The 21,278-nt window shown below is 70.0% G+C and carries 1 protein-coding gene (cut by a window edge); it reads left to right on the plus strand.

Annotated features, from left to right (window positions below; translation table 11 throughout):
- Positions 1-21,278: the 5' portion of a non-ribosomal peptide synthase/polyketide synthase gene (locus JK358_RS28525; RefSeq protein ID WP_201953523.1), read on the plus strand. 16,057 nt of this gene lie beyond the right edge of the window; the window shows 21,278 of its 37,335 coding nt (coding positions 1-21,278); its start codon is at positions 1-3; the stop codon falls past the right edge of the window.

The raw sequence follows: 21,278 nt of genomic DNA on the forward strand, positions 1-21,278 counted from the left end.
GTGGATCGGCTGGACTTCGGCGGTAACGACGAGACGGCGGGCAACGTCGCACCGACGACAGGGGAGCTGTTCCCGCTCTCACCGGCGCAGCTCGGCATCTGGTACGCCCAGCACCTGGATCCGGCCACGCCGATCAATATCGCCCAGTACGTCGATCTGCGCGGTGAGCTGGATCGTGCCGCCCTGCGGCAGGCCAGTATCGACGCCTCGGTGGAGATGGGCTCGGGCTTCCTGGTCATCACCGAACGTGACGGCGAGCCGATGCAGTACGTCGACACGACCATTCAGGATCGCGACGATGTGCTCTACCTCGATCTGCGCGAGGAGGCCGACCCCGAGGCGGCCGCGCAGGAGTGGATGCGCGCCGAGTGGAATCAGCCGCTGGATCTGCTGACCGACCGACTGGTTCGGATCGCGACCCTGCAGCTGGCCGAGGACCGCTGGTTCTGGTACCTGCGCGCCCACCACATCGTGCTCGACGGCTTCGGCGCGGGCACCTTCGTCAACCGCATCACCGAGCTCTACACCGCCGCGGTGTCCGGCGCCGAGGCCCCGGCGTTCAAACCGGCCGGGCTGCCCGAACTGGTCAAGGCCGAGTACGACTACCGCGAGACCAGCCGGTTCCAGGCCGACGAGAAGTACTGGACCGAACAGGTCGCCGGACTCGAGGGTTCGGGCAACACCCTGTCCGCGCGTTCCACCTCGGCCGGGCTGCTGCACCTGACGCAGAGCGCCGCGCTCTCGCCGGATCAGGCCGACCTGCTGGAATCGGCTGGCACACGCCATGATTCGACTCCGGCGGTGCTGCTGCTCGCGGCCGTGGCCGGTTACCTGGCGCAGTGGACCGGCACCCAGGACGTCACCCTGAGCCTGCCGGTGACCGCGCGCACCACGGTCGGCATGCGCCGCGCGGGCAGCGTGGCCTCCAATATCGTGCCGCTGCGCCTGACCGTGAACCCCGAGACCACCGTCGAAGCACTGCTGAAGGATGTCACCGTCGCGGTGTCGGGCGCGCTGCGCCACCAGCGCTACCGGCACGAGGACATCCGCCGGGTGGCGGCGGGCGACGCCGGGACGGCCAATATCGACGCGGGCTACTTCGGCCCGCTGGTCAACATCATGCTGTTCCACGACGAGCTCACCCTCGGCCCGGCCACCGGCCACATGCATGTGCTGGCGACGGGCGCGATCGCGGATCTGGCGTTCAACTTCTACCGCTCGCAGGGCGGCGCGCGGACGCACGTCGATCTGCAGACCAACCCGGACAACTACACCGAGGACGAGACGGCCCGCCACCACGCGCGCTTCCTCGAGTTCTTCGACCGCTTCCTGGCCGCCGCGGCCGAGCAGCCGGTGTGGGAGCTGCCGATCACCGGAGCCGAGGAACTGCGGCGAACCCTGGTGCGCTGGAACGAGTCCGCGCACGAGGTGCCCGATGTCACGCTGACCGCGCTGCTCGACGCGCAGATCGCTGCCACGCCGGAACGCGTCGCCGTCGAGTCCGATGCCGGAACGCTCACCTACGCCGAGCTGGGTGACCGGGCCAACCGGCTCGCCCGGCACCTGATCGAGGCCGGAGTCGGTCCGGAATCGCTTGTCGGACTTGCCATTCCGCGATCGATCGAGCTCGTGGTCGCCATGCAGGCCATCCTGCGGTCGGGTGGTGCGTACGTGCCGATCGACCCGGACCAGCCGGCCGATCGCAATGCCTACATCCTCGAGGCCAGCGCGCCGGTACTGGTGCTCAGTGTCTCCGACGCCCGGATGGAACTGCCGGAGGGGATGCGGCGCGACGACGTCGATGTCCTGGACCTGTCGGCGTACTCCGCCGAGCCGGTGACCGACGCGGATCGGCGTGCCCCGCTGCGCACGTCGAATACCGCCTACGTCATCTTCACCTCCGGTTCCACCGGCCGGCCCAAGGGCGTGGCGGTCACCCACCACGCCATCGTCAACCAGCAGCTGTGGATGCTGGACGAGTACGGGGTCACCGCGGACGACGTCTACCTGCAGAAGGCCGCGACCACGTTCGACGTGGCGCAGTGGGGCTACGCCATGCCGCTGCTGGTGGGCGGAAAGATGGTCGTGCTCGGCCCGGACGGGCACCGCGATCCGCTGTTCGTCGCCGAGCAGATCCAGCGCTACCGGGTCACCCTCACCGACTTCGTGCCGTCCATGCTGACCATGTTCGTCACCAGCGCGAGCGCCGAGCAATGTGCCACGCTGCGTGCGGTTTTCGTGATCGGCGAGGCACTGCCGCCGGAGACCTGCGCCGCGTTCCGGAGCATCTCCACCGCCGGGCTGCACAACCTCTACGGCCCCACCGAGGCCGCGGTGTCGGTGACCTACTGGGAGGCCACCGCCGCCGACACCACCACCGTGCCGATCGGCGTTCCGGAATGGAATGTCGAAGTCTACGTGCTGGATTCGCGGCTGCGTCCGGCCGCGATCGGCGCCGCGGGTGAGTTGTACCTGGGCGGAAGGCAATTGGCCCGCTGCTACCGCGGCCGCCCCGATCTGACCTCGGATCGCTTCGTGGCCAACCCCTTCCAGCCGGGCGAGCGCATGTACCGCACCGGTGACCTGGTGCGCTGGGCCGAGCGTCCGGCCGGCGCCGCGCCGCATCCGAGCTCCGGGCGTCCGGTCGGCGTCGAGCCGGTCGGCGTGCTGGAGTACCTGGGCCGCACCGACTTCCAGGTGAAGTTCCGCGGCCAGCGCATCGAGCTCGGTGAGATCGAGTCGGTGCTGCTCGCCCATCCGTCGATCAGCCAGACCGTGGTGCTGGTCGCCGATACCGCCACCGGTCAGCAGCTGGTGGCCTATGTCGTTCCCGCGCCGGGATTCGTGGTCGATCCGGTGGAGACGACCCGTTTCGCCGGAACCCAGCTGTCGTCCTACATGGTGCCCGCGTCGATCATGGTGCTGGATGCCTTCCCGCTCAACGCCTCCGGGAAGCTGGATCGCAAGGCGCTGCCGCAGCCGGTGTTCACCGCGCGGACCGCCGACTACCGCGCGCCGCGCAATCACGCCGAGGAGATCGTCGCCGGCGCGTTCGCCGATGTGCTGGCCCAGGATCTGGTCGGCATCGACGACAACTTCTTCGAGCTCGGCGGCAACTCGCTGGTCGCCACCCAGGTGATGGCGCGGGTGTCCGCGGCCTTCGGGGTGCGGCTCGGGGTGCGCGTGCTGTTCGAGGCGCCGACCGTGGCGGGTATCGCCGCGCGGCTCGAGACCGCCGCGCCGGCCGATGCCGCGCCGCTGGTGGCTCGTGAACTGCCGGAACAGGTTCCGCTGTCGCCCGCGCAGCAGCGCATGTGGTTCCTCAACCAGTTCGATCCGACCACGCCGGCCTACAACGTGCCGTTCGCGGTCCGGGTGCAGGGTGCGGTCGATCTCGACGCGTTCGGCGCGGCGCTCACCGATGTGCTGGAGCGGCAGGAGGCGCTGCGCACGGTCTTCCCGCAGTCCGGTCAGGGTGGCTACCAGCACGTGCTGCCGATGTCCGAGGTCGATCTGGGCATCGAGGTCCAGGCCGTGACCGAGGCCGAGCTGCCCGCTCGACTGCTGGACTTCGCGCGCGACGGTTTCGACGTGACCCGCGATCTGCCGATCCGGGTGCGGATCTTCCAGGTCGACGGCCGCGAGGAGTACGTGGTCGCGGTCGTGCTGCACCACATCGCGGTGGACGGTTTCTCCTTCGGGCCGCTGGCCCGCGATATGGCGCAGGCCTACCTGGTGCGGGCCACCGGTCAGGAGCCCAGCTGGACGCCGCTGCCGGTGCAGTACCGGGATTACACCCTGTGGCAGCGGGAGCTGCTGGGGTCCGAGCAGGATGCCGAGTCGGCCGCCGCGCGCGAAATCGCCTACTGGCGTGCGGCATTGGCCGAACTGCCCGATCAGCTGGATCTGCCCACCGACCGGCCGCGGCCGCCGGTGCAGAGCTTCCAGGGCGGCCGGGTCACCGGTGAGATCCCCGCCGACCTGCATGCCCGGCTGCTGAATGTGTCACGGGCGCAGGGCGCGTCGATGTTCATGGTGCTGCACAGCGCGCTCGCGGTGCTGCTGGCCCGGCTGTCGGGTACCACCGATATCGCGGTCGGCACCGCGGTGGCGGGTCGTGGCGAGGCGGCGCTGGATGATCTGATCGGCATGTTCGTCAACACGCTGGTGTTGCGCACGCAGGTCGACGGCTCCCAGTCCTTCGCTGAATTCGTTTCCGGCACAAGGGAAACCGATCTGGCGGCGTTCGCGCACGCGCAGGTGCCGTTCGAGCGTCTGGTGGAGGTGCTGAACCCGCGCCGGTCGCAGGCCCGGCATCCGCTGTTCCAGGTGATGCTCTCGGTGCAGGACTTCGACCGGGTGAGCGTCGAGCTGGACGGCCTGACCGTCGAGGCGCAGGAGCTGGCCGTCGAGGTCGCGCAGTTCGATCTGCAGTTCGCGGTCTCCGAGGTGCCCGCCGTGGACTCCGCCGCCGGTGGCATGTCCCTGGCGCTGACCTACGCCACCGATCTGTTCGACGAGGCGACCGCGACCCAGATCATGCGGCGCTGGCTGCGGGTGCTGACCACGATCGCGGCCGACTCCTCGATCGCGGTCGACGATATCGACATCCTCGACGTCGACGAGCACGCCGATCTGATCGCGCGCGCCGGGCTGCCCGCCGAACCGGTGCGGACGCTGCCGGAACTGCTGGCCGAGGCGGCCGCCGATCCGGAGGCCGTCGCCGTGGTCTTCGACGGCTACAACACCACCTACGGCGAGCTGGACGAGCGCTCGAACCGCTTGGCGCGCTTGCTGATCGAGCGCGGCGTCGGCCCCGAGGACCTGGTCGCGGTGGCGGTGCCGCGCTCGGATCTGTCCTACTTCTCCGAGTGGTCGGTCGCCAAGTCGGGTGCGGCGTTCCTGCCGATCGACCCGAACCTGCCGATGGACCGGCTCACCCACATGGTCACCGACTCCGGCACGCCGCTGGGCCTGACCGTGTCCGAGGCACGCGAGTACCTGCCGGACGGCGTGGACTGGCTGGTCGTGGACGAACTGGACCTGGACGGGTATTCCGGTGCGGCGGTGACGGATTCGGAGCGGGTGCGGCCGCTGCATCCCGCGCATCCGGCGTACGCCATCTACACCTCGGGCACCACCGGTGTGCCCAAGGGCGTCGTGGTCAGCCATATCGGCCTGGCCAACTTCCGGGCCGAGCAGAACGCCCGCTACGGCCTCGACAAGGACACGCGCGCACTGCATTTCGCGTCGCCGAGCTTCGACGCCTCGATCCTCGAGTTCCTGCTCGCCGCCGGTGGCGGCGGCACGCTGGTGGTGGTCCCGACCGGGGTCTACGGCGGCGCGGAACTGGCCGAGCTGATCCGCGCCGAGCGGGTCACCCATGCCATCATCACGCCGTCGGTGCTGGCGTCGATGAACGCGGCCACGCTGGCCGGTATGCGGGTGATCATCGCGGGCGGCGAGGCGGTTTCGGCCGAACTGATCGCCCGCTTCACCGGGGCGGGCACCGAGGAGCGCAAGTTCTTCAACGCCTACGGCCCCACCGAGGCGACCATCGCCACCAATGTCAGTGATCCGCTGACCTCCGGTGATCGGGTCACCATCGGTGGTCCCATCCGCGGTATGCGGTCGCTGATCCTGGATTCCCGGCTGCGGCCGGTGCCGGTGGGTGTGCCGGGTGAGCTGTATCTGTCCGGCATCCAGCTGGCGCGCGGCTATCACGCGCGCGGCGGCCTGACCGCCGAGCGGTTCGTGGCCAATCCGTACGCCGACGGCGAGCGCATGTACCGCTCCGGCGACGTGGTGCGCTGGACTCCGGACGGCGCGGTCGAATACGTCGGCCGCTCCGACTTCCAGGTGAAGGTGCGCGGTTTCCGCATCGAACTCGGGGAGATCGACGCCGCGCTGTCCGCCCACGAATCGGTCGACTTCGCGGTCACCGTGGGCCACAAGAACAAGGTCGGCATCACCTCGCTGGTGGCGTATGTGGTTGCCGCGCAAGGACGTTTCGTCGATGTGGTGGCGCTGACCTCCCATCTGAGCCGTCGGCTGCCCGGGTACATGGTGCCCTCGTCGATCATGGTGATCGACCAGGTGCCGCTGACCCCGCTCGGCAAGCTGGATCGCCGCGCGCTGCCCGCCCCGGTCTTCGAGGTGCGTGATTTCCGCGCGCCGACGACGCCGATCGAGGAGATCGTCGCGCAGACCTTCGGCGAGGTGCTCGGCGTCGCCCGCGTCGGCGCCGACGACGACTTCTTCGAACTGGGCGGCAACTCGCTGATCGCCACCCAGGTCGCCTCCCGCCTGGGCATCGCGCTCGACACCCGGGTGCCGGTGCGCATGCTGTTCGAGGCCAGCACCGTCGCCGCACTGGCGGCGCGGGTGGAGTCGCACGCCGGTGACGGCGCGCGCAAGGCCCTGGTCGCGCGCGAGCGGCCCGCGACGGTGCCGCTGTCGCTGGCGCAGCAGCGGATGTGGTTCCTGAACCGCTTCGATTCCGCCAGCTCGGTCGACAACATCCCGATCGCCATCCGGCTCTCGGGTGAGCTCGATGTGGCCGCGCTGCAGGTGGCGGTCATCGACGTCATCGATCGGCACGAGTCGCTGCGCACCGTCTTCCCGGAGACCGGTGACGGTCCGGTGCAAACGATTCTGGATGCCGCACAGATCGTTCCGGACCTGACCCCGGTCCCGGTGACCGAGACGAATATGCTCGAGCATCTGATCGACCTGGCGTCGATGGCCTTCGACGTGACCGGTGAGGTGCCGCTGCACGCGGCGCTGTTCGAGCTCAGCGAGTCCGAGTACGTGCTCGGCATGGTGGTGCATCACATCTCGGCGGACGGCTGGTCGATGGCCGCGCTGGCGCGCGATGTCATGACGGCCTACGCCGCCCGGACCACGTGGGAGCAGCCGGCCTGGGTGCCGCTGCCGGTGCAGTACGCCGATTACGCGCTGTGGCAGCGCGAGGTCCTCGGTTCCGAGGACGATCCGGAGTCGTTGATCTCCAGTCAGATTCGCTACTGGCAGCGGCAATTGGCCGAACTGCCCGACGAACTGGTGCTGCCCGCGGACCGGCCGCGCCCGATGGTTTCCTCCTATCACGGCGCCGTGCACCGGTTCGTGATCTCCGCTGAACTCCAGCGGCAGCTGATCGATCTGGGCCGTGCGCACAACGCGTCGCTGTTCATGGTGCTGCACAGTGCGCTGGTGGTGACGCTGGCGGGATTGTCGGGCACCGATGACATCGCCGTCGGCACCCCGGTGGCCGGTCGCGGTGAGGCGGCGCTCGACGATCTGATCGGCATGTTCGTCAACACCCTGGTGCTGCGGACGCGCATCAGCAGCGAACTCGGTGTCGCCGAGCTGCTCGCCGCGGTCCGCGATGCCGATCTCGCGGCGTTCGCACACAGCGACGTGCCGTTCGAGCGCCTGGTCGACGTGCTCGCGCCCGAGCGCTCCATGAGCCGCAATCCGCTGTTCCAGGTGATGCTGGCCCTGCAGAACCTGCCCGAGACCACCTTCGAGCTTCCGGGACTGCATGTTTCGGGTGTCGAATACGAGAACGCCACCGAGAAGTTCGACCTGTCGCTGACCGTCGGCGAGGTCTCGGTCGCCGGCGCCGAGCCGGGTGCGTCCGGTCTGGCAGCCGAATTCTCCTACGCGACAGATCTTTTCGACGCGGCGACGGTGGAGGGCTTCGCGGACCGGTATCTGCGGGTGCTGGCGTCGATCGCCGCCGACCCGCACCTGCGGGTGCGTGACATCGATCTGCTCGGGGACCGCGAGCGGGCGCTGGTGCTGCGCGAGTGGAACCGCACCGAGCACCCGGTGCCGGATGCGGTGAGCGTGCTGGAGCTGTTCGAGGCCCAGGTGCGATCGCGGCCGGATGCCGTGGCGCTGATCGCGGATCCGGGCGACGGCGCGATTCAGCAGCTGACCTACGCGGAGTTCTCCGCGCGGGTGAACCGGCTGGCGCGCGCGCTCATCGCCGCAGGCGTGGGGCCCGAGACCCTGGTGGCCGTCGGTATCCGCCGGTCGGTCGACACCCTGGTCGCGATCTACGCGGTGCTGGCCGCCGGCGGTGGATATGTGCCGGTGGATCCGGATCACCCTGCCGAGCGCATCGCCCACGTGCTCGAGACCGCACGGCCGGTGTGCGTGCTGACGACCCGTCGTGACGAGGCCGTTTCGGGCATCGGCGGGGGAGCGGCCGGTGTGGCGCCGGTGCTCTGCGTCGACGAGCTCGATCTCGCGGGTCATTCCGATGCGCCGGTGACCGACGCGGACCGGCGGGCGCCGTTGCTGGCGGGCAACACCGCCTACGTGATCTACACCTCCGGCTCGACCGGCCGTCCGAAGGGTGTGGCCATCGGTCACACCGCGATGATGAACCAGATGAGCTGGATGATCGGCGAATACGCGATCAGCGACGCCGATGTGATGCTGCAGAAGACGGCGCTGACCTTCGACCCGTCGGTGTGGGAGATGTTCGTTCCCTTGATGATCGGCGCGCGACTGATCATTCCCGCGCCCGACGGTCATCGCGATCCGAAGCATCAGGCGGAACTGATCGGGCGGTACGGGGTCACCCTGCTGGACGTGGTCCCGTCGCTGTTGTCGGTCTTCGCCGACCTCTCCTCGCGGGCGGAATGCCGTTCGCTGCGAGCGGTTTTCCCGGGCGGTGAAGCTCTGCCGCCGACGACGGTGGCCGCATTCCGCCGAGTGTCGGACGCGGTGGTGTACAACACCTACGGACCCACCGAATTCACCATCATCGCGACCTCACATCAGGTGGGCGAGCAGCCTGCGGGTTCGGTGCCGATCGGTGGCCCGGTGTGGAACTCCCGTGCGTACGTGCTGGATTCGCGGCTGCGGCCGGTGCCGGTGGGTGTGCGTGGCGAGTTGTATCTGGCGGGTTCCCAGTTGGCGCGCGGCTATCAGGGCCGCCCGGATCTGACGGCGGATCGGTTCGTGGCCGACCCGTTCGGTGCGGCTGGTGAGCGGATGTATCGGACCGGGGATCTGGTGCGCTGGAACGCTTCCGGCGAACTGGAGTACATCGGCCGCGCCGATTTCCAGGTGAAGTTCCGCGGTCAGCGCATCGAGCTGGGCGATATCGAGAATGCCCTGGCCACAGTGGATTCGGTCGGCCAGGCGGTCGTCGTGGTCTGGTCCGACCAGCGCCTGGGCGATCAGCTCGTGGGCTATGTCGTGCCCGCGTCCGGCCGGCACGTGGACGTCGAGGCCGCCCGTGCGGACCTGGCGCAGCGACTGCCGGGCTACATGGTGCCGTCGGCGATCGTGGTGCTGGCCGAGCTGCCGGTGAACGCGTCGGGCAAGCTGGATCGCAAGGCGTTGCCCGCACCGGTGTTCGAGGCCAAGTCGTTCCGGGCGCCGTCCACTCCGGTCGAGGAGATCGTGGCGGGTATCTTCGCCGAGCTGCTCGGGGCCGAGCGGGTCGGCGTCGACGATGATTTCTTCGCGCTCGGCGGCAACTCGCTGATCGCCACCCAGGTGGTGGCGCGACTGGGTGCGGCGCTGTCGACCCAGATCGGCGTGCGCGTGCTGTTCGAGGCGCCCACCGTGGGCGCGCTCGCGGCCCGTGCCGAATCTCATGTGGGAACCGCTGCCCGCCAGCAGCTTTCGCGCCGACCCCGCCCCGAGGCGGTGCCGCTGTCGTTCGCGCAGCAGCGGATGTGGTTCCTCAACCGCTACGACACCGCCTCCGCGGCGTACAACATGCCGCTGGCGATTCGCCTGTCCGGTGAACTCGACACGGCCGCACTGGAATCGGCCGTTCGCGATGTGCTGCACCGGCACGAGGTGCTGCGCACCCGCTACCCGAATGCCGGGGACGCGCCCGTGCAGCAGGTGCTGCCGGTCGAGTCCGTCGATGTGGACCTGCGTCCCGAACTGCTCACCGAGACCGAGCTGCGGGGCGCCGTGGCCGCCTTCGCGGCCGTCGGATTCGATGTGGCACAGCAGATCCCGGTCCGCGCCCGGCTGTTCCAGGTGGACCTGGGCGGCCCCGCGACCGAGCACGTCCTGGTCGTCGTCGTGCACCACATCGCGGCCGACGGCTTCTCGATGGGCCCGCTGGCCCGCGACGTGATGATCGCCTACACGGCACGCACCCAGGGCGGTGAGCCCGGCTGGGCGCAGTTGCCGGTGCAGTACGCCGACTACGCCATCTGGCAGCGCGAAATGCTCGGCGCGGAAAGCGATCTCGCGAGCCTCATCGCTCAGCAGGCCGCCTACTGGCAGTCGCAGCTGGTGGGCCTGCCCGACGAGGTGAGCCTGCCCGCCGACCGGCCCCGCCCGCCGGTGGCCTCCTACCGGGGCGGCGCGGTCGGGTTCCCGATCGGCGCCGAGGTGCGCGATCGCCTGCAGGAGCTCGCCACCGAGCAGCAGGTGACCCCGTTCATGGTGCTGCACGCCGCCCTGGCGGTCTTCGTGGCGCGTCTGTCGGGCACCGACGACATCGCCATCGGCACCCCGGTCGCCGGTCGTGGCGAGGCCGCGCTCGACGACCTGATCGGCATGTTCGTCAACACGCTGGTGCTGCGCACCCGTGTGACGGGCAACGACACCTTCACCGATCTGCTGGCACAGGCCAAGGATGTCGACCTGCAGGCGTTCACGCACGCCGACATCCCGTTCGAACGCCTGGTGGAGCTGCTGAACCCGGAGCGCTCCGCCGCGCGCAATCCGCTGTTCCAGATCGCGCTGTCGTTCGAGAACCTGCCCACCGGCACCTTCGAACTGCCCGGCCTGCGGGTCGGCGTGCTCGATCTCGAGATCGAGATCGAGAAGTTCGATCTGGCGCTGGTCATCCGCGACGGCGCGGACGGCGGCTGGGATTCGCTGTTCACCTATGCCGTCGACCTGTTCGACCGGGCCACCGTGGCCGGGTTCGCGCAGCGCTTCAGCCGCCTGCTGGCCGAGCTCGTCGCCAACCCGTACACACCGGTCGGTGACGTGAACATGCTGGCCGCCGAGGAGGAGCGGGCGCTGACCGCACGCGTCGGCGAGCCGGTCGAGGCGGTGGCGACCCTGCCGGGCATCCTGTCCGCCGCGGTCGCGGCCAACCCGGACGGGATCGCCGTCATTGACCGGGATCAGCGACTCACCTACACCGAACTCGACACCCGGGCGACCCGACTGGCCCGCGAGCTGATCGCTCACGGAGCCGGGCCGGAATCCCTGGTGGCCGTGGCGATCTCGCGTTCGCTGGACTCGGTGCTGAGCATCTGGGCCGTCGCCAAGGCCGGTGCGGCCTTCCTGCCCGTCGATCCGGCCTACCCGGTGGATCGCATCGCGCACATGATGGCCGATTCGGGCGCCCGCTTCGGTCTCACCACGGCCGCGCACGCGGACGCGCTCCCGGCGCCCGCCGGCGGCGCGTGGATCGTGCTCGACACCGACGAGGTGCGGGCCGGCCTCGAAACCCGTTCGGACGCACCGATCACCGATGCCGACCGGACCGCGCCGGTGCGCCCCGAGCACCCCGCCTACGTCATCTACACCTCCGGTTCCACCGGTGTGCCCAAGGGCGTCGTGGTGACCCACACCGGCCTGGCGGGCTTCAACGCCTTCCAGGTCCGCAACTACGGCCTCGGCATCGACAGCCGCACACTGCATTTCGCATCGCCGTCGTTCGACGCCTCGGTGCTGGAGTACCTGCTGGCCTTCGGCGCCGGCGGCACCCTCGTGATCGTGCCGCCCGGCGTCTACGGTGGCGCGGAGCTCACCGAAATCGTTGCGGGCCATGAGGTCACGCATCTGTTCGTCACCCCGGCCGCGCTGGCCACGCTCGATCCGGCGGGCCTGCACAGCGTGCGCGTGGTGGCCTCCGGCGGCGAGGCGGTGCCCGCCGATCTGGTGGCGAAGTGGGCGGTGCCGCTGCCCGACGGGACGGTGCGCACCTTCCACAACGCGTACGGCCCCACCGAGGCCACCGTCCAGACCAACGGCACCGAGCTCACGCCCGGTCAGCCGGTCACCATCGGTGGCCCGGTCGACGGCGTCCAGGCCCTGATCCTCGACGCCCGGATGCGGCCGGTTCCGGTCGGCGTGGCCGGTGAACTGTATGTGTCCGGACCCGCGCTGGCGCGGGGCTACCTCGACCGGACGGGTCTGACCGCCGATCGTTTCGTGGCCAACCCGTACGGCGACGGCGCGCGCATGTACCGCACCGGCGATATCGTGCGCTGGCGGCACGACAGTGCGGGCTGGTCCGTGGAGTACGTGGGCCGCAACGACTTCCAGGTGAAGATCCGCGGCTTCCGGATCGAGCTCAGCGAGATCGACTCGGTGCTGCAGGCGCACGACGGCGTCGACTTCGCCGTCACGATCGGCCACCGGACATCGACGGGCGCGACCATTCTGGCCGCCTATGTCCTGCCGGTCGACGGTTACGAACTCGACGACGCCGTGCTGCGCGCGCATCTGGCCGCTCGCCTGCCGGAATACATGGTGCCGCAGGCGATCACGGTCCTGACCACATTGCCGCTCACCCCGGCGGGCAAGCTCGATCGGGCCGCCCTGCCCGAGCCGGTGCTGCGGCAGCGCGAGTACCGCGCTCCGGGGACCGCGATGGAGCGGGCCGTGGCGGAGGTGTTCGCCTCGGTCCTCGGCACCGAGCGGGTCGGTCTGGACGACGACTTCTTCGCGCTCGGCGGTACCTCGCTCACCGCCACCCAGGTGGTCGCCCGCCTCGGTGACGCGGTGGCGGCGGATGTCCCGGTGCGCATGGTGTTCGAGTCGGGCACCGTGGCCGCGCTCGCCGCGCAGCTGGAAACCCTGTCCGGCGGACGCCGCCGGGCCGCGCTGACCGCCGGGCCGCGGCCCGAGCAGGTGCCGCTGTCGCTGGCACAGCAGCGGATGTGGTTCCTCAACCGGTTCGACAACCGCGACACGGTCAACAACATCCCGGCCGTGCTGCGCCTGTCCGGTGCGCTGGACGTCGACGCCTTCGACGCGGCCATCCGCGATGTGCTGGCCCGCCACGAGGTGCTGCGCACCATCTACCCCGAGGTGGACGGTGTCGGTACCCAGCAGGTGCTGGCGATCGACGAGGTCGCCGTCGCACTGGCCACCGAGTCGGTCGACGCCACCACCGTGGAGGCCCGTGTGGCCGACCTCGCCGGTGCGTATTTCGATGTGACGCAGGAGATCCCGATCCGGGCCACGCTGCTGCGGGTGACCGGGTCCGAGCATGTGCTCGTACTCGTGGTGCACCACATCGCCGCGGACGGCTGGTCGATGGGCCCGCTGGCCCGCGATGTCATGGTCGCCTACGCGGCGCGGACCGCGTCCGAACAGCCGGGCTGGACCGAACTGCCGGTGCAGTACGCCGATTACGCGCTGTGGCAGCGTGCGGTCCTGGGTGCCGAGGACGATCCGGAGTCGTTGATCTCCAGTCAGATTCGCTACTGGCAGCAGCAACTGGCGGTGCTGCCCGACGAACTGGTGCTGCCCGCGGACCGGCCGCGTCCCATGGTGGCCTCCTACAGCGGCGGCATGCACCGGTTCGTGATCCCGGCCGACCTGCAGCAGCGCTTGGTCGCGCTGGGCCGCGAGCGCAATGCCTCGCTGTTCATGGTGCTGCACAGTGCGCTGGCCGTGACGCTGGCCCGCTGGTCGGGCACGGACGACATCGCCGTCGGCACTCCGGTGGCCGGTCGTGGCGAGGCCGCGCTGGACGACCTGATCGGCATGTTCGTCAACACCCTGGTGCTGCGTACGAATGTCGTCGGCGCGCGCTCGTTCACCGAGCTGCTCGCCGAGGTCCGTGACACCGACCTGCACGCCTTCGCGCAGGCCGACGTGCCGTTCGAGCGGCTGGTCGAGGTGCTCAACCCGGCGCGCTCGCAGTCTCGGCATCCGCTGTTCCAGGTGATGCTGTCGCTGCAGAACACCACTGACACCACCTTCGCCCTGCCCGGTCTCACCGTGGCCGGGGTGCCGCTGGACACCGGCGCCACCAAGTTCGACCTGCACGTGAACCTGGCCGATCGAATCGGCGCCGACGGGCAGGTGGACGGCATGGACGCCGAAATCGTCTATGCGCGAGACCTTTTCGATGCCGATACGGTCGCCGGTCTCGCCGACCGGCTGCTGCGGGTGCTGACCGAGGTCGTCGCCGATCCGAGCGTGCCGGTCGGTGACATCGAGCTGCTGGATTGGGTCGAGAGCTCCCGGATTCTGGACGGCTGGAACGCCACCGCGCACGTGGTGCCGGTGTCGGCGACGCTGGCGTCGATGTTCCAGGCGCAGGCCGAGGCGACGCCGGACACGGCCGCGGTGTGGTTCGAGGGGACAGCTCTGGCCCACCCGTCGCCCGACCACCACCCCTCATCGAGTCGCGTCGCGACGCTGACATATTCCGAGTTCGGTGAGCGGGTGAATCGTCTTGCCCGCCACCTGATCTCGCTGGGTGTGGGTCCGGATTCGCTGGTGGCGCTGGGTATGCGGCGGTCGCTGGATCTGCTGGTCGGCATGTACGCGGTCACCGTCGCTGGTGGCGCGTACGTGCCGCTGGATCCGGATCACCCGGCCGAGCGCACCGGATATGTGCTGGATACCGCGAACCCGGTGTGCGTGCTGAGCACCGCGGCCGATCTCGCCGATCTGGAGCTGCCCGCTGCCGCGGCGGTGCTGTCGATCGACGAGCTGGATGTGTCGGGCTATTCGGCCGCGCCGGTGACGGATGCGGATCGTGTTGCGCCGCTGCGTGGTTCGGATGTGGCGTATGTGATCTTCACGTCGGGTTCGACGGGTCGTCCGAAGGGCGTGGCGGTCAGTCATGCGGCGATCGTGAACCGTCTGGTGTGGATGCAGGACGCCTACGGCCTGACGGCTGAAGATGTTGTGCTGCAGAAGACTCCGGCGACGTTCGACGTGTCGGTGTGGGAGTTGTTCTGGCCCTTGCAGGTCGGCGCGCGCCTGGTGATCGCCAAGCCGGACGGCCATCGCGATCCCGTGTACCTGGCGGAGCTGATCCGGTCCGAGCGGGTGACGACGGTGCATTTCGTGCCGTCGATGCTGTCGGTGTTCGTGGCCGAACCGGCTGCGGCGCGGTGTGATTCGCTGCGGATGGTGTTCGCCTCGGGTGAGGCGCTGCCGGTGTCGTCCGCGCAGGCGCTGCGCGGGCTGATCCCGGGCGTGGCGCTGCACAACCTGTACGGCCCGACCGAGGCCGCGGTCGATGTGACCTATCACGAGGTGACCGATGCCGATGTGGTGTCGGTGCCGATCGGCCGTCCGGTGTACAACACTCAGGTCTACGTGCTGGACGCGCGCCTGCATCCGGTCGCCGCGGGTGTTCCGGGTGAGCTGTACCTGGCCGGAACCCAGCTGGCCCGCGGCTACGTGGGCCGCCCGGACCTGACCGCGGATCGTTTCGTGGCCAACCCGTTCGGTGACAGCGGTGCGGTCATGTACCGCACCGGTGACCTGGTGCGCTGGAGTGCCGCCGGTGAGCTGGAGTACCTGGGCCGCACGGACTTCCAGGTGAAGCTGCGCGGTCTGCGCATCGAACTGGGTGAGATCGAGGCCGCGCTGACCGCGCAGGAATCGGTGGCCCAGTCGGTGGTCGTGGTGCGCTCGGACGAACGTCTGGGCGATCAGCTGGTCGGCTATGTCGTGCCGGTCGCCGGTCGCGCCGTCGACATCGAGAGCGTGCGGACCGAACTGACCGCGGCCCTGCCCGCCTACATGGTGCCGTCGGCGCTGGTGGTGCTGGACGCGCTGCCGGTCAATGCCAACGGCAAGCTGGAGCGCAAGGCGCTGCCCGCGCCGGTGTTCGAGGCCAAGGCCTTCCGGGCCGCGTCCACCCCGGTCGAGGAGATCGTGGCCGGCATCTTCGCCGAGCTGCTCGGTATCGAGCAGGTCGGCGTCGACGACGACTTCTTCGCCCTCGGCGGCAACTCGCTGGTCGCCATGCAGGTGGTGGCGCGTCTGGGTGCGGCGCTGTCGACCCAGATCCCGGTGCGCGTGCTGTTCGAGGCGCCGACCGTGGCCGCGCTGGCCGCGCGCGCCGAATCGCACACCGCGGACGAGGCGCGGCCGCTGCTGGCCGCGCGTCCCCGCGAGGCCGGGGAACTGGTGCCGCTGTCGTTCGCGCAGCAGCGGATGTGGTTCCTCAACCAGTACGACACCACCTCCGCCGCCTACAACCTGCCGCTGGCCATCCGCCTGTCCGGCGAACTCGATACCGCCGCAATGGAATCCGCGCTGCTGGATGTGGTGCGCCGGCACGAGTCGCTGCGCACCCGCTACCCCGAGCACGGCGGCACCCCGGTGCAGGTCGTGGAGGCGGCCGAGCACCTCACCCTGGATCTGCGACCGCATGTGACCGCCGAGGCCGAGCTGGCCGCCGTGGTCACGGCGTACGTGTCGGCCGGATTCGATGTGTCCGAACAGGTTCCGCTGCGCGCCCGGTTGTTCCGGGTGGCTGACACCACCGCGGGCGGCGTCGAGGCCGGCGAGCACGTGCTGGTGGTGGTCGTGCACCACATCGCCGCCGACGGTTTCTCGATGGCCCCGCTGGCCCGCGATGTGATGACCGCCTACTCCGCGCGCATCCAGGACAGCGTCCCCGCCTGGGCGCCGCTGCCGGTGCAGTACGCCGACTTCGCGCTGTGGCAGCGTGAGGTGCTGGGCGTCGAGGACGATCCGGCCTCGCTGCTGGCTCGTCAGGTCGGCTACTGGCGCGAGGCGCTGGCCGGTGTGCCCGACGAACTGGTGCTGCCGTCGGACCGGCCGCGTCCCGCTCTCGCCTCGAACCGGGGCGCGGAACTGTCGGCGACGCTGCCCGCCCCGCTGGTCACCGCGCTGGATCGGGTTGCCCGCCAGCAGGGTTCGTCGCTGTTCATGGTCACGCACGCCGCGCTGGCGGTGCTGCTGGGCCGGCTCGGCGGCACCGACGACATCGCCATCGGCACCCCGATCGCGGGCCGTGGCGAGGCCGCTCTCGACGGTCTGGTCGGCATGTTCGTCAATACGCTGGTGCTGCGGACGCAGATCGATCCCGAGGAGTCGTTCGCCGCACTGCTGCAGCGGGTCCGCCACAGTGACCTGGACGCCTTCGGCAATGCCGATGTGCCGTTCGAGCGGCTGGTGGAACTGCTGGCGCCGGAGCGCTCGCAGTCGCGCAACCCGCTGTTCCAGGTGATGCTGGCGTTCCAGAACATGGACCGCTCCACCCTGGAGCTGCCCGGCCTGTCGGTGTCCGAGCTGGAGATGAAGGACACCACCTCCCGCTTCGACCTGCAGTTCACGCTGTCGGAAATCCCCGCGCGGGAAGATGATTCGGCCACCGGTGGGATGGCGCTGACCCTGACCTACGCCACCGATCTGTTCGACGAGGCCACCGCCGACGACATCATCCGGCGCTGGCTGCGGGTGCTGCGGACGGTTGCCGCCGCACCCGAGATCGTGGTCGGCGACATCCCGCTGCTCGATGCCGCCGAGGCGGCGCAGGAGCTGCGCGGCTGGAATGCCACCGCGCGCGAGATCGGCACGGCGGCAACGCTTCCGGAGCTGTTCGCCGAGCAGGCGGCGGCCACCCCGGATGCGATCGCCATCGTCGATCGCGAAGCGGGCGAGTCGCTCACCTACGCCGAGTTCGCCACCCGCGTGCACCGGCTGGCGCACCGGCTGGTGGACGAGGGCGTCGGCCCGGAGACCCTGGTCGCGCTGGGACTGCGGCGATCGCTGGACCTGGTGGTCGCGGTGTACGCCGTGCTGGAGGCCGGCGGCGGTTACGTGCCGCTGGATCTGGACCAGCCGGCCGACCGCGTCGGCTACGTGCTCGATATCTCCAACCCGGTCTGCGTGCTGACCACCACCCGCGATTCCGCCGATGTGGCCGCCGCCGAGCTGGGTCTGGCGCTCGAACATCTGGTGCTCGACGAGGAGGACCTGTCCGGATACCCGGAGACCCCGGTCACCGACGCGGATCGGATCGAGCCGCTGCATCCGGCGCATCCGGCGTACGTGATCTTCACCTCCGGTTCCACCGGCCGCCCGAAGGGCGTCGAGGTGCCGCATTCCGCGGTGGTGAACCAGATCCGCTGGATCACCGGCGAATACGGCATCGACGCCGCCGACGTGGTGCTGTTCAAGACCCCCGCCACCTTCGACGTGTCGGTGTGGGAGCTGTTCGGTCCGATGAGCGTCGGCGGCCGCCTGGTGGTGGCCGCGCCGGACGGACACCGGGATCCGCAGTATCTCGCCGATGTCATCGCGGCCGAACAGATCACGATGACCTCGTTCGTGCCGTCCATGCTGAGCGTGTTCTCCGACGCGGTGACGCCCGAGTCCATCGCTTCGCTGCGCACGCTGCTGATCGCCGGTGAGGCGTTCACCGCCGAACACGTGGCGGCCTTCCGCCGGGTCGGCGACGCGGCGCTGTTCAACCTGTACGGCCCGACCGAGTTCACCGTGCACGCGACGCACGCGCCGGCCGCCGGTGTGGAGTCGGGTGCGGTGCCGATCGGCCTGCCGGTGTGGAACGCGCAGGCCTATGTGCTCGACGCGCGCCTGCATCCGGTGCCGACCGGTGTCGCGGGTGAGCTCTATCTGGCGGGCGATCAGCTCGCGCGCGGCTACTTCGGCCGCACCGATCTGACCGCGGATCGCTTCGTGGCCAACCCGTTCGGCGAGGCCGCGCGCATGTACCGCACCGGCGACCTGGTGCGCCGCGGCGCGGACGGCGCCATCGTGTACCTGGGCCGCACCGATTTCCAGGTGAAGCTGCGTGGTCTGCGCATCGAGCTCGGCGAGATCGAGACCGCGCTGACCGCGCACGAGTCGGTGGCGCAGGCGGTAGCGCTGGTGCGCACCGATGCCCGCACCGGCGACCGGCTGGTCGCCTACGTGGTCGCGGCACGGCACGGCGACGCGGTGTCGACTGTCGATATCGCCGCTCTGACAACGCATCTCGGTGCGCGACTGCCGTCCTACATGGTCCCGGCCGCCATCGTGGTGCTCGACGCGCTGCCGTTGAACGCCAACGGCAAGCTGGACCGCAAGGCCCTGCCGGAACCGGTGTTCGCCACCGAGGCCGGCTACCGTGCGCCGCGAAATCCGCTGGAGCACACCATCGCCGAGGTGTTCGCCGAGGTGCTGGGCGTGGAGCGGGTCGGCATCGACGACTCGTTCTTCGCGCTGGGCGGCGACTCGATCATCTCCATCCAGCTGGTCTCGCGCGCCAAGGCGCGCGGAGTCGTGTTCTCCCCGCGCGATGTGTTCGAACAGCGCAGCGTCGCCGGGCTGGCGGCCGTCGCGGAAACCACGGCGGGCCAGAAGGAGTCCGCGCCGGTGCTGGCCGAACTGCCCGGCGGGGGAGTGGGCGTCATGCCGCTCACCCCGGTCGCGCGGTTCATGGTGGAACGACCGGGCCACTACCGCCGCTTCAATCAGAGTGTGGCGCTGGAACTTCCGCAGGGCATCGACCGTGCGGGCATCGTGGCCACCCTCACCGCCGTCGTCGACCGGCACGACATGCTCCGCTCGCGACTGCTGCGGGACGCCGGGGACCGGTGGATCCTGGAGACCACCGCGCCCAGCACCGTCGACGTCGACGCGCTCATCGACCGGACCGTGTTCGACGCGAACGCCTCCGACGCCGAGCTGGTCGAGATCGCCACGGCCGCACTGGACGCCACCCTCGACGGGCTGGATCCCGAAGCGGGCGTGATGATCCGGTTCACCTGGCTCGAGCCCGACGCCGCGACCGGTCGGGCCGGACGCCTGATCGTCGCCGCCCACCACCTGGTGGTCGACGGCGTGTCCTGGCGCATCCTGGTGCCCGACTTCGTCACCGCCTGGGGACAGCTGTCAGCGGGTCAGGCGCCGCAGCTGGCGGCCCCGGTGACCAGCGTGCGCACCTGGGCGCACGCGCTCGAGCGAGTCGCCGCCGAGCGCACCGGTGAGCTCGAGTTCTGGCACGGCGTCCTCGACGGACCCGATCCGCTGCTCAGCGAGCGCGCGTTCGATCCGGCGGTGGATGTGGCCGCGGTCGTCGCCAAGCATCGGGTGGAGGTGTCGGCGGAGGTCACCAAGGCCCTGCTCACCACCGTGCCCGCGCTGTACCACGGCGGCGTGAACGACGGCCTGCTGGCCGCTCTGGCCCTGGCCGTGGCGAAATGGCGCGCGCAGCAAGGCATTCGCGAGGATGCCGCGCTGATCCGCCTGGAAGGCCACGGGCGCGAGGAGGATCTGGTGCCCGGCGCCGACCTGTCGCGCACCGTCGGCTGGTTCACCTCCATCTTCCCGGTGCGCTTCGACCTGGCCGGCATCGACATCGACGCCGCGCTGGCCGGTACCGCCGAGATGGGCCGCGCCATCAAGGCGGTCAAGGAGCAGCTGCTCGCGGTGCCCGACAAGGGCCTCGGCTACGGCCTGCTGCGCTACCTGAACCCCGAGACGGCCACCGAACTGCCCGCGCGGCAGCCGGGGCAGATCAGCTTCAACTACCTGGGCCGCCTCAACGACGGTGCGGTGCCCGACGCCCTGCGCGGCTTCGGCTGGATCCCGGCCGCCGACCTCGGCGAGCTGGGCGGCGCCTACGACGCCGACCTGCCGGCCATGGCGCCGCTGGATATCAACGCGGTCGTGTCCGGTGACCGCCTGTCCGCCGAGATCGGTTACCCCGCAACGCTGTTCGATGCCGACCAGGTCGCCGAGTTCGGCGGGCTGTGGACCCGGGCGCTGGAAGCGGTGGTGCGGCACGCGGAATCGGCGGACGCGGGTGGCCACACCCCGTCGGACTTCCCGCTGGTGCGGGCCACCCAGACCGACATCGACGGCTGGGAGCGCCGCTTCCCGGCGCTGACCGACGTCTGGTCGCTGTCGGCGCTGCAGGCCGGTCTGCTGTTCCACGCGCAGCTGGCCGCCACCTCGGTCGACGTGTACACCGCGCAGGCCGTGCTCACCCTGACCGGACGGGTCGATGCGACCCGGTTGCGTTCCGCCGCACAGGCTCTGGTGGATCGCTACGACAACCTGCGCACCGCCTTCGTCACCGATGCCCAGGGCAATCCGGTGCAGCTGGTGCTCGACAACGTCCGGGTGGATTGGGCCGAGCACGATCGCCGTGCGAGCGGCGACGCGAGCGATCTGATCGAGGCCGACCGCATGAAGCGGTTCGACCTGACCAGCCCGCCGCTGATCCGGTTCACCCTGATCCAGGTCTCCGACACGGTGTGGAACCTGGCGGTGTCCAACCACCACATCCTGCTCGACGGCTGGTCGATGCCGCTGAT

Origin of the sequence: Nocardia acididurans (assembly GCF_016741815.1) — a bacterium.
Lineage (GTDB): Bacteria > Actinomycetota > Actinomycetes > Mycobacteriales > Mycobacteriaceae > Nocardia > Nocardia acididurans.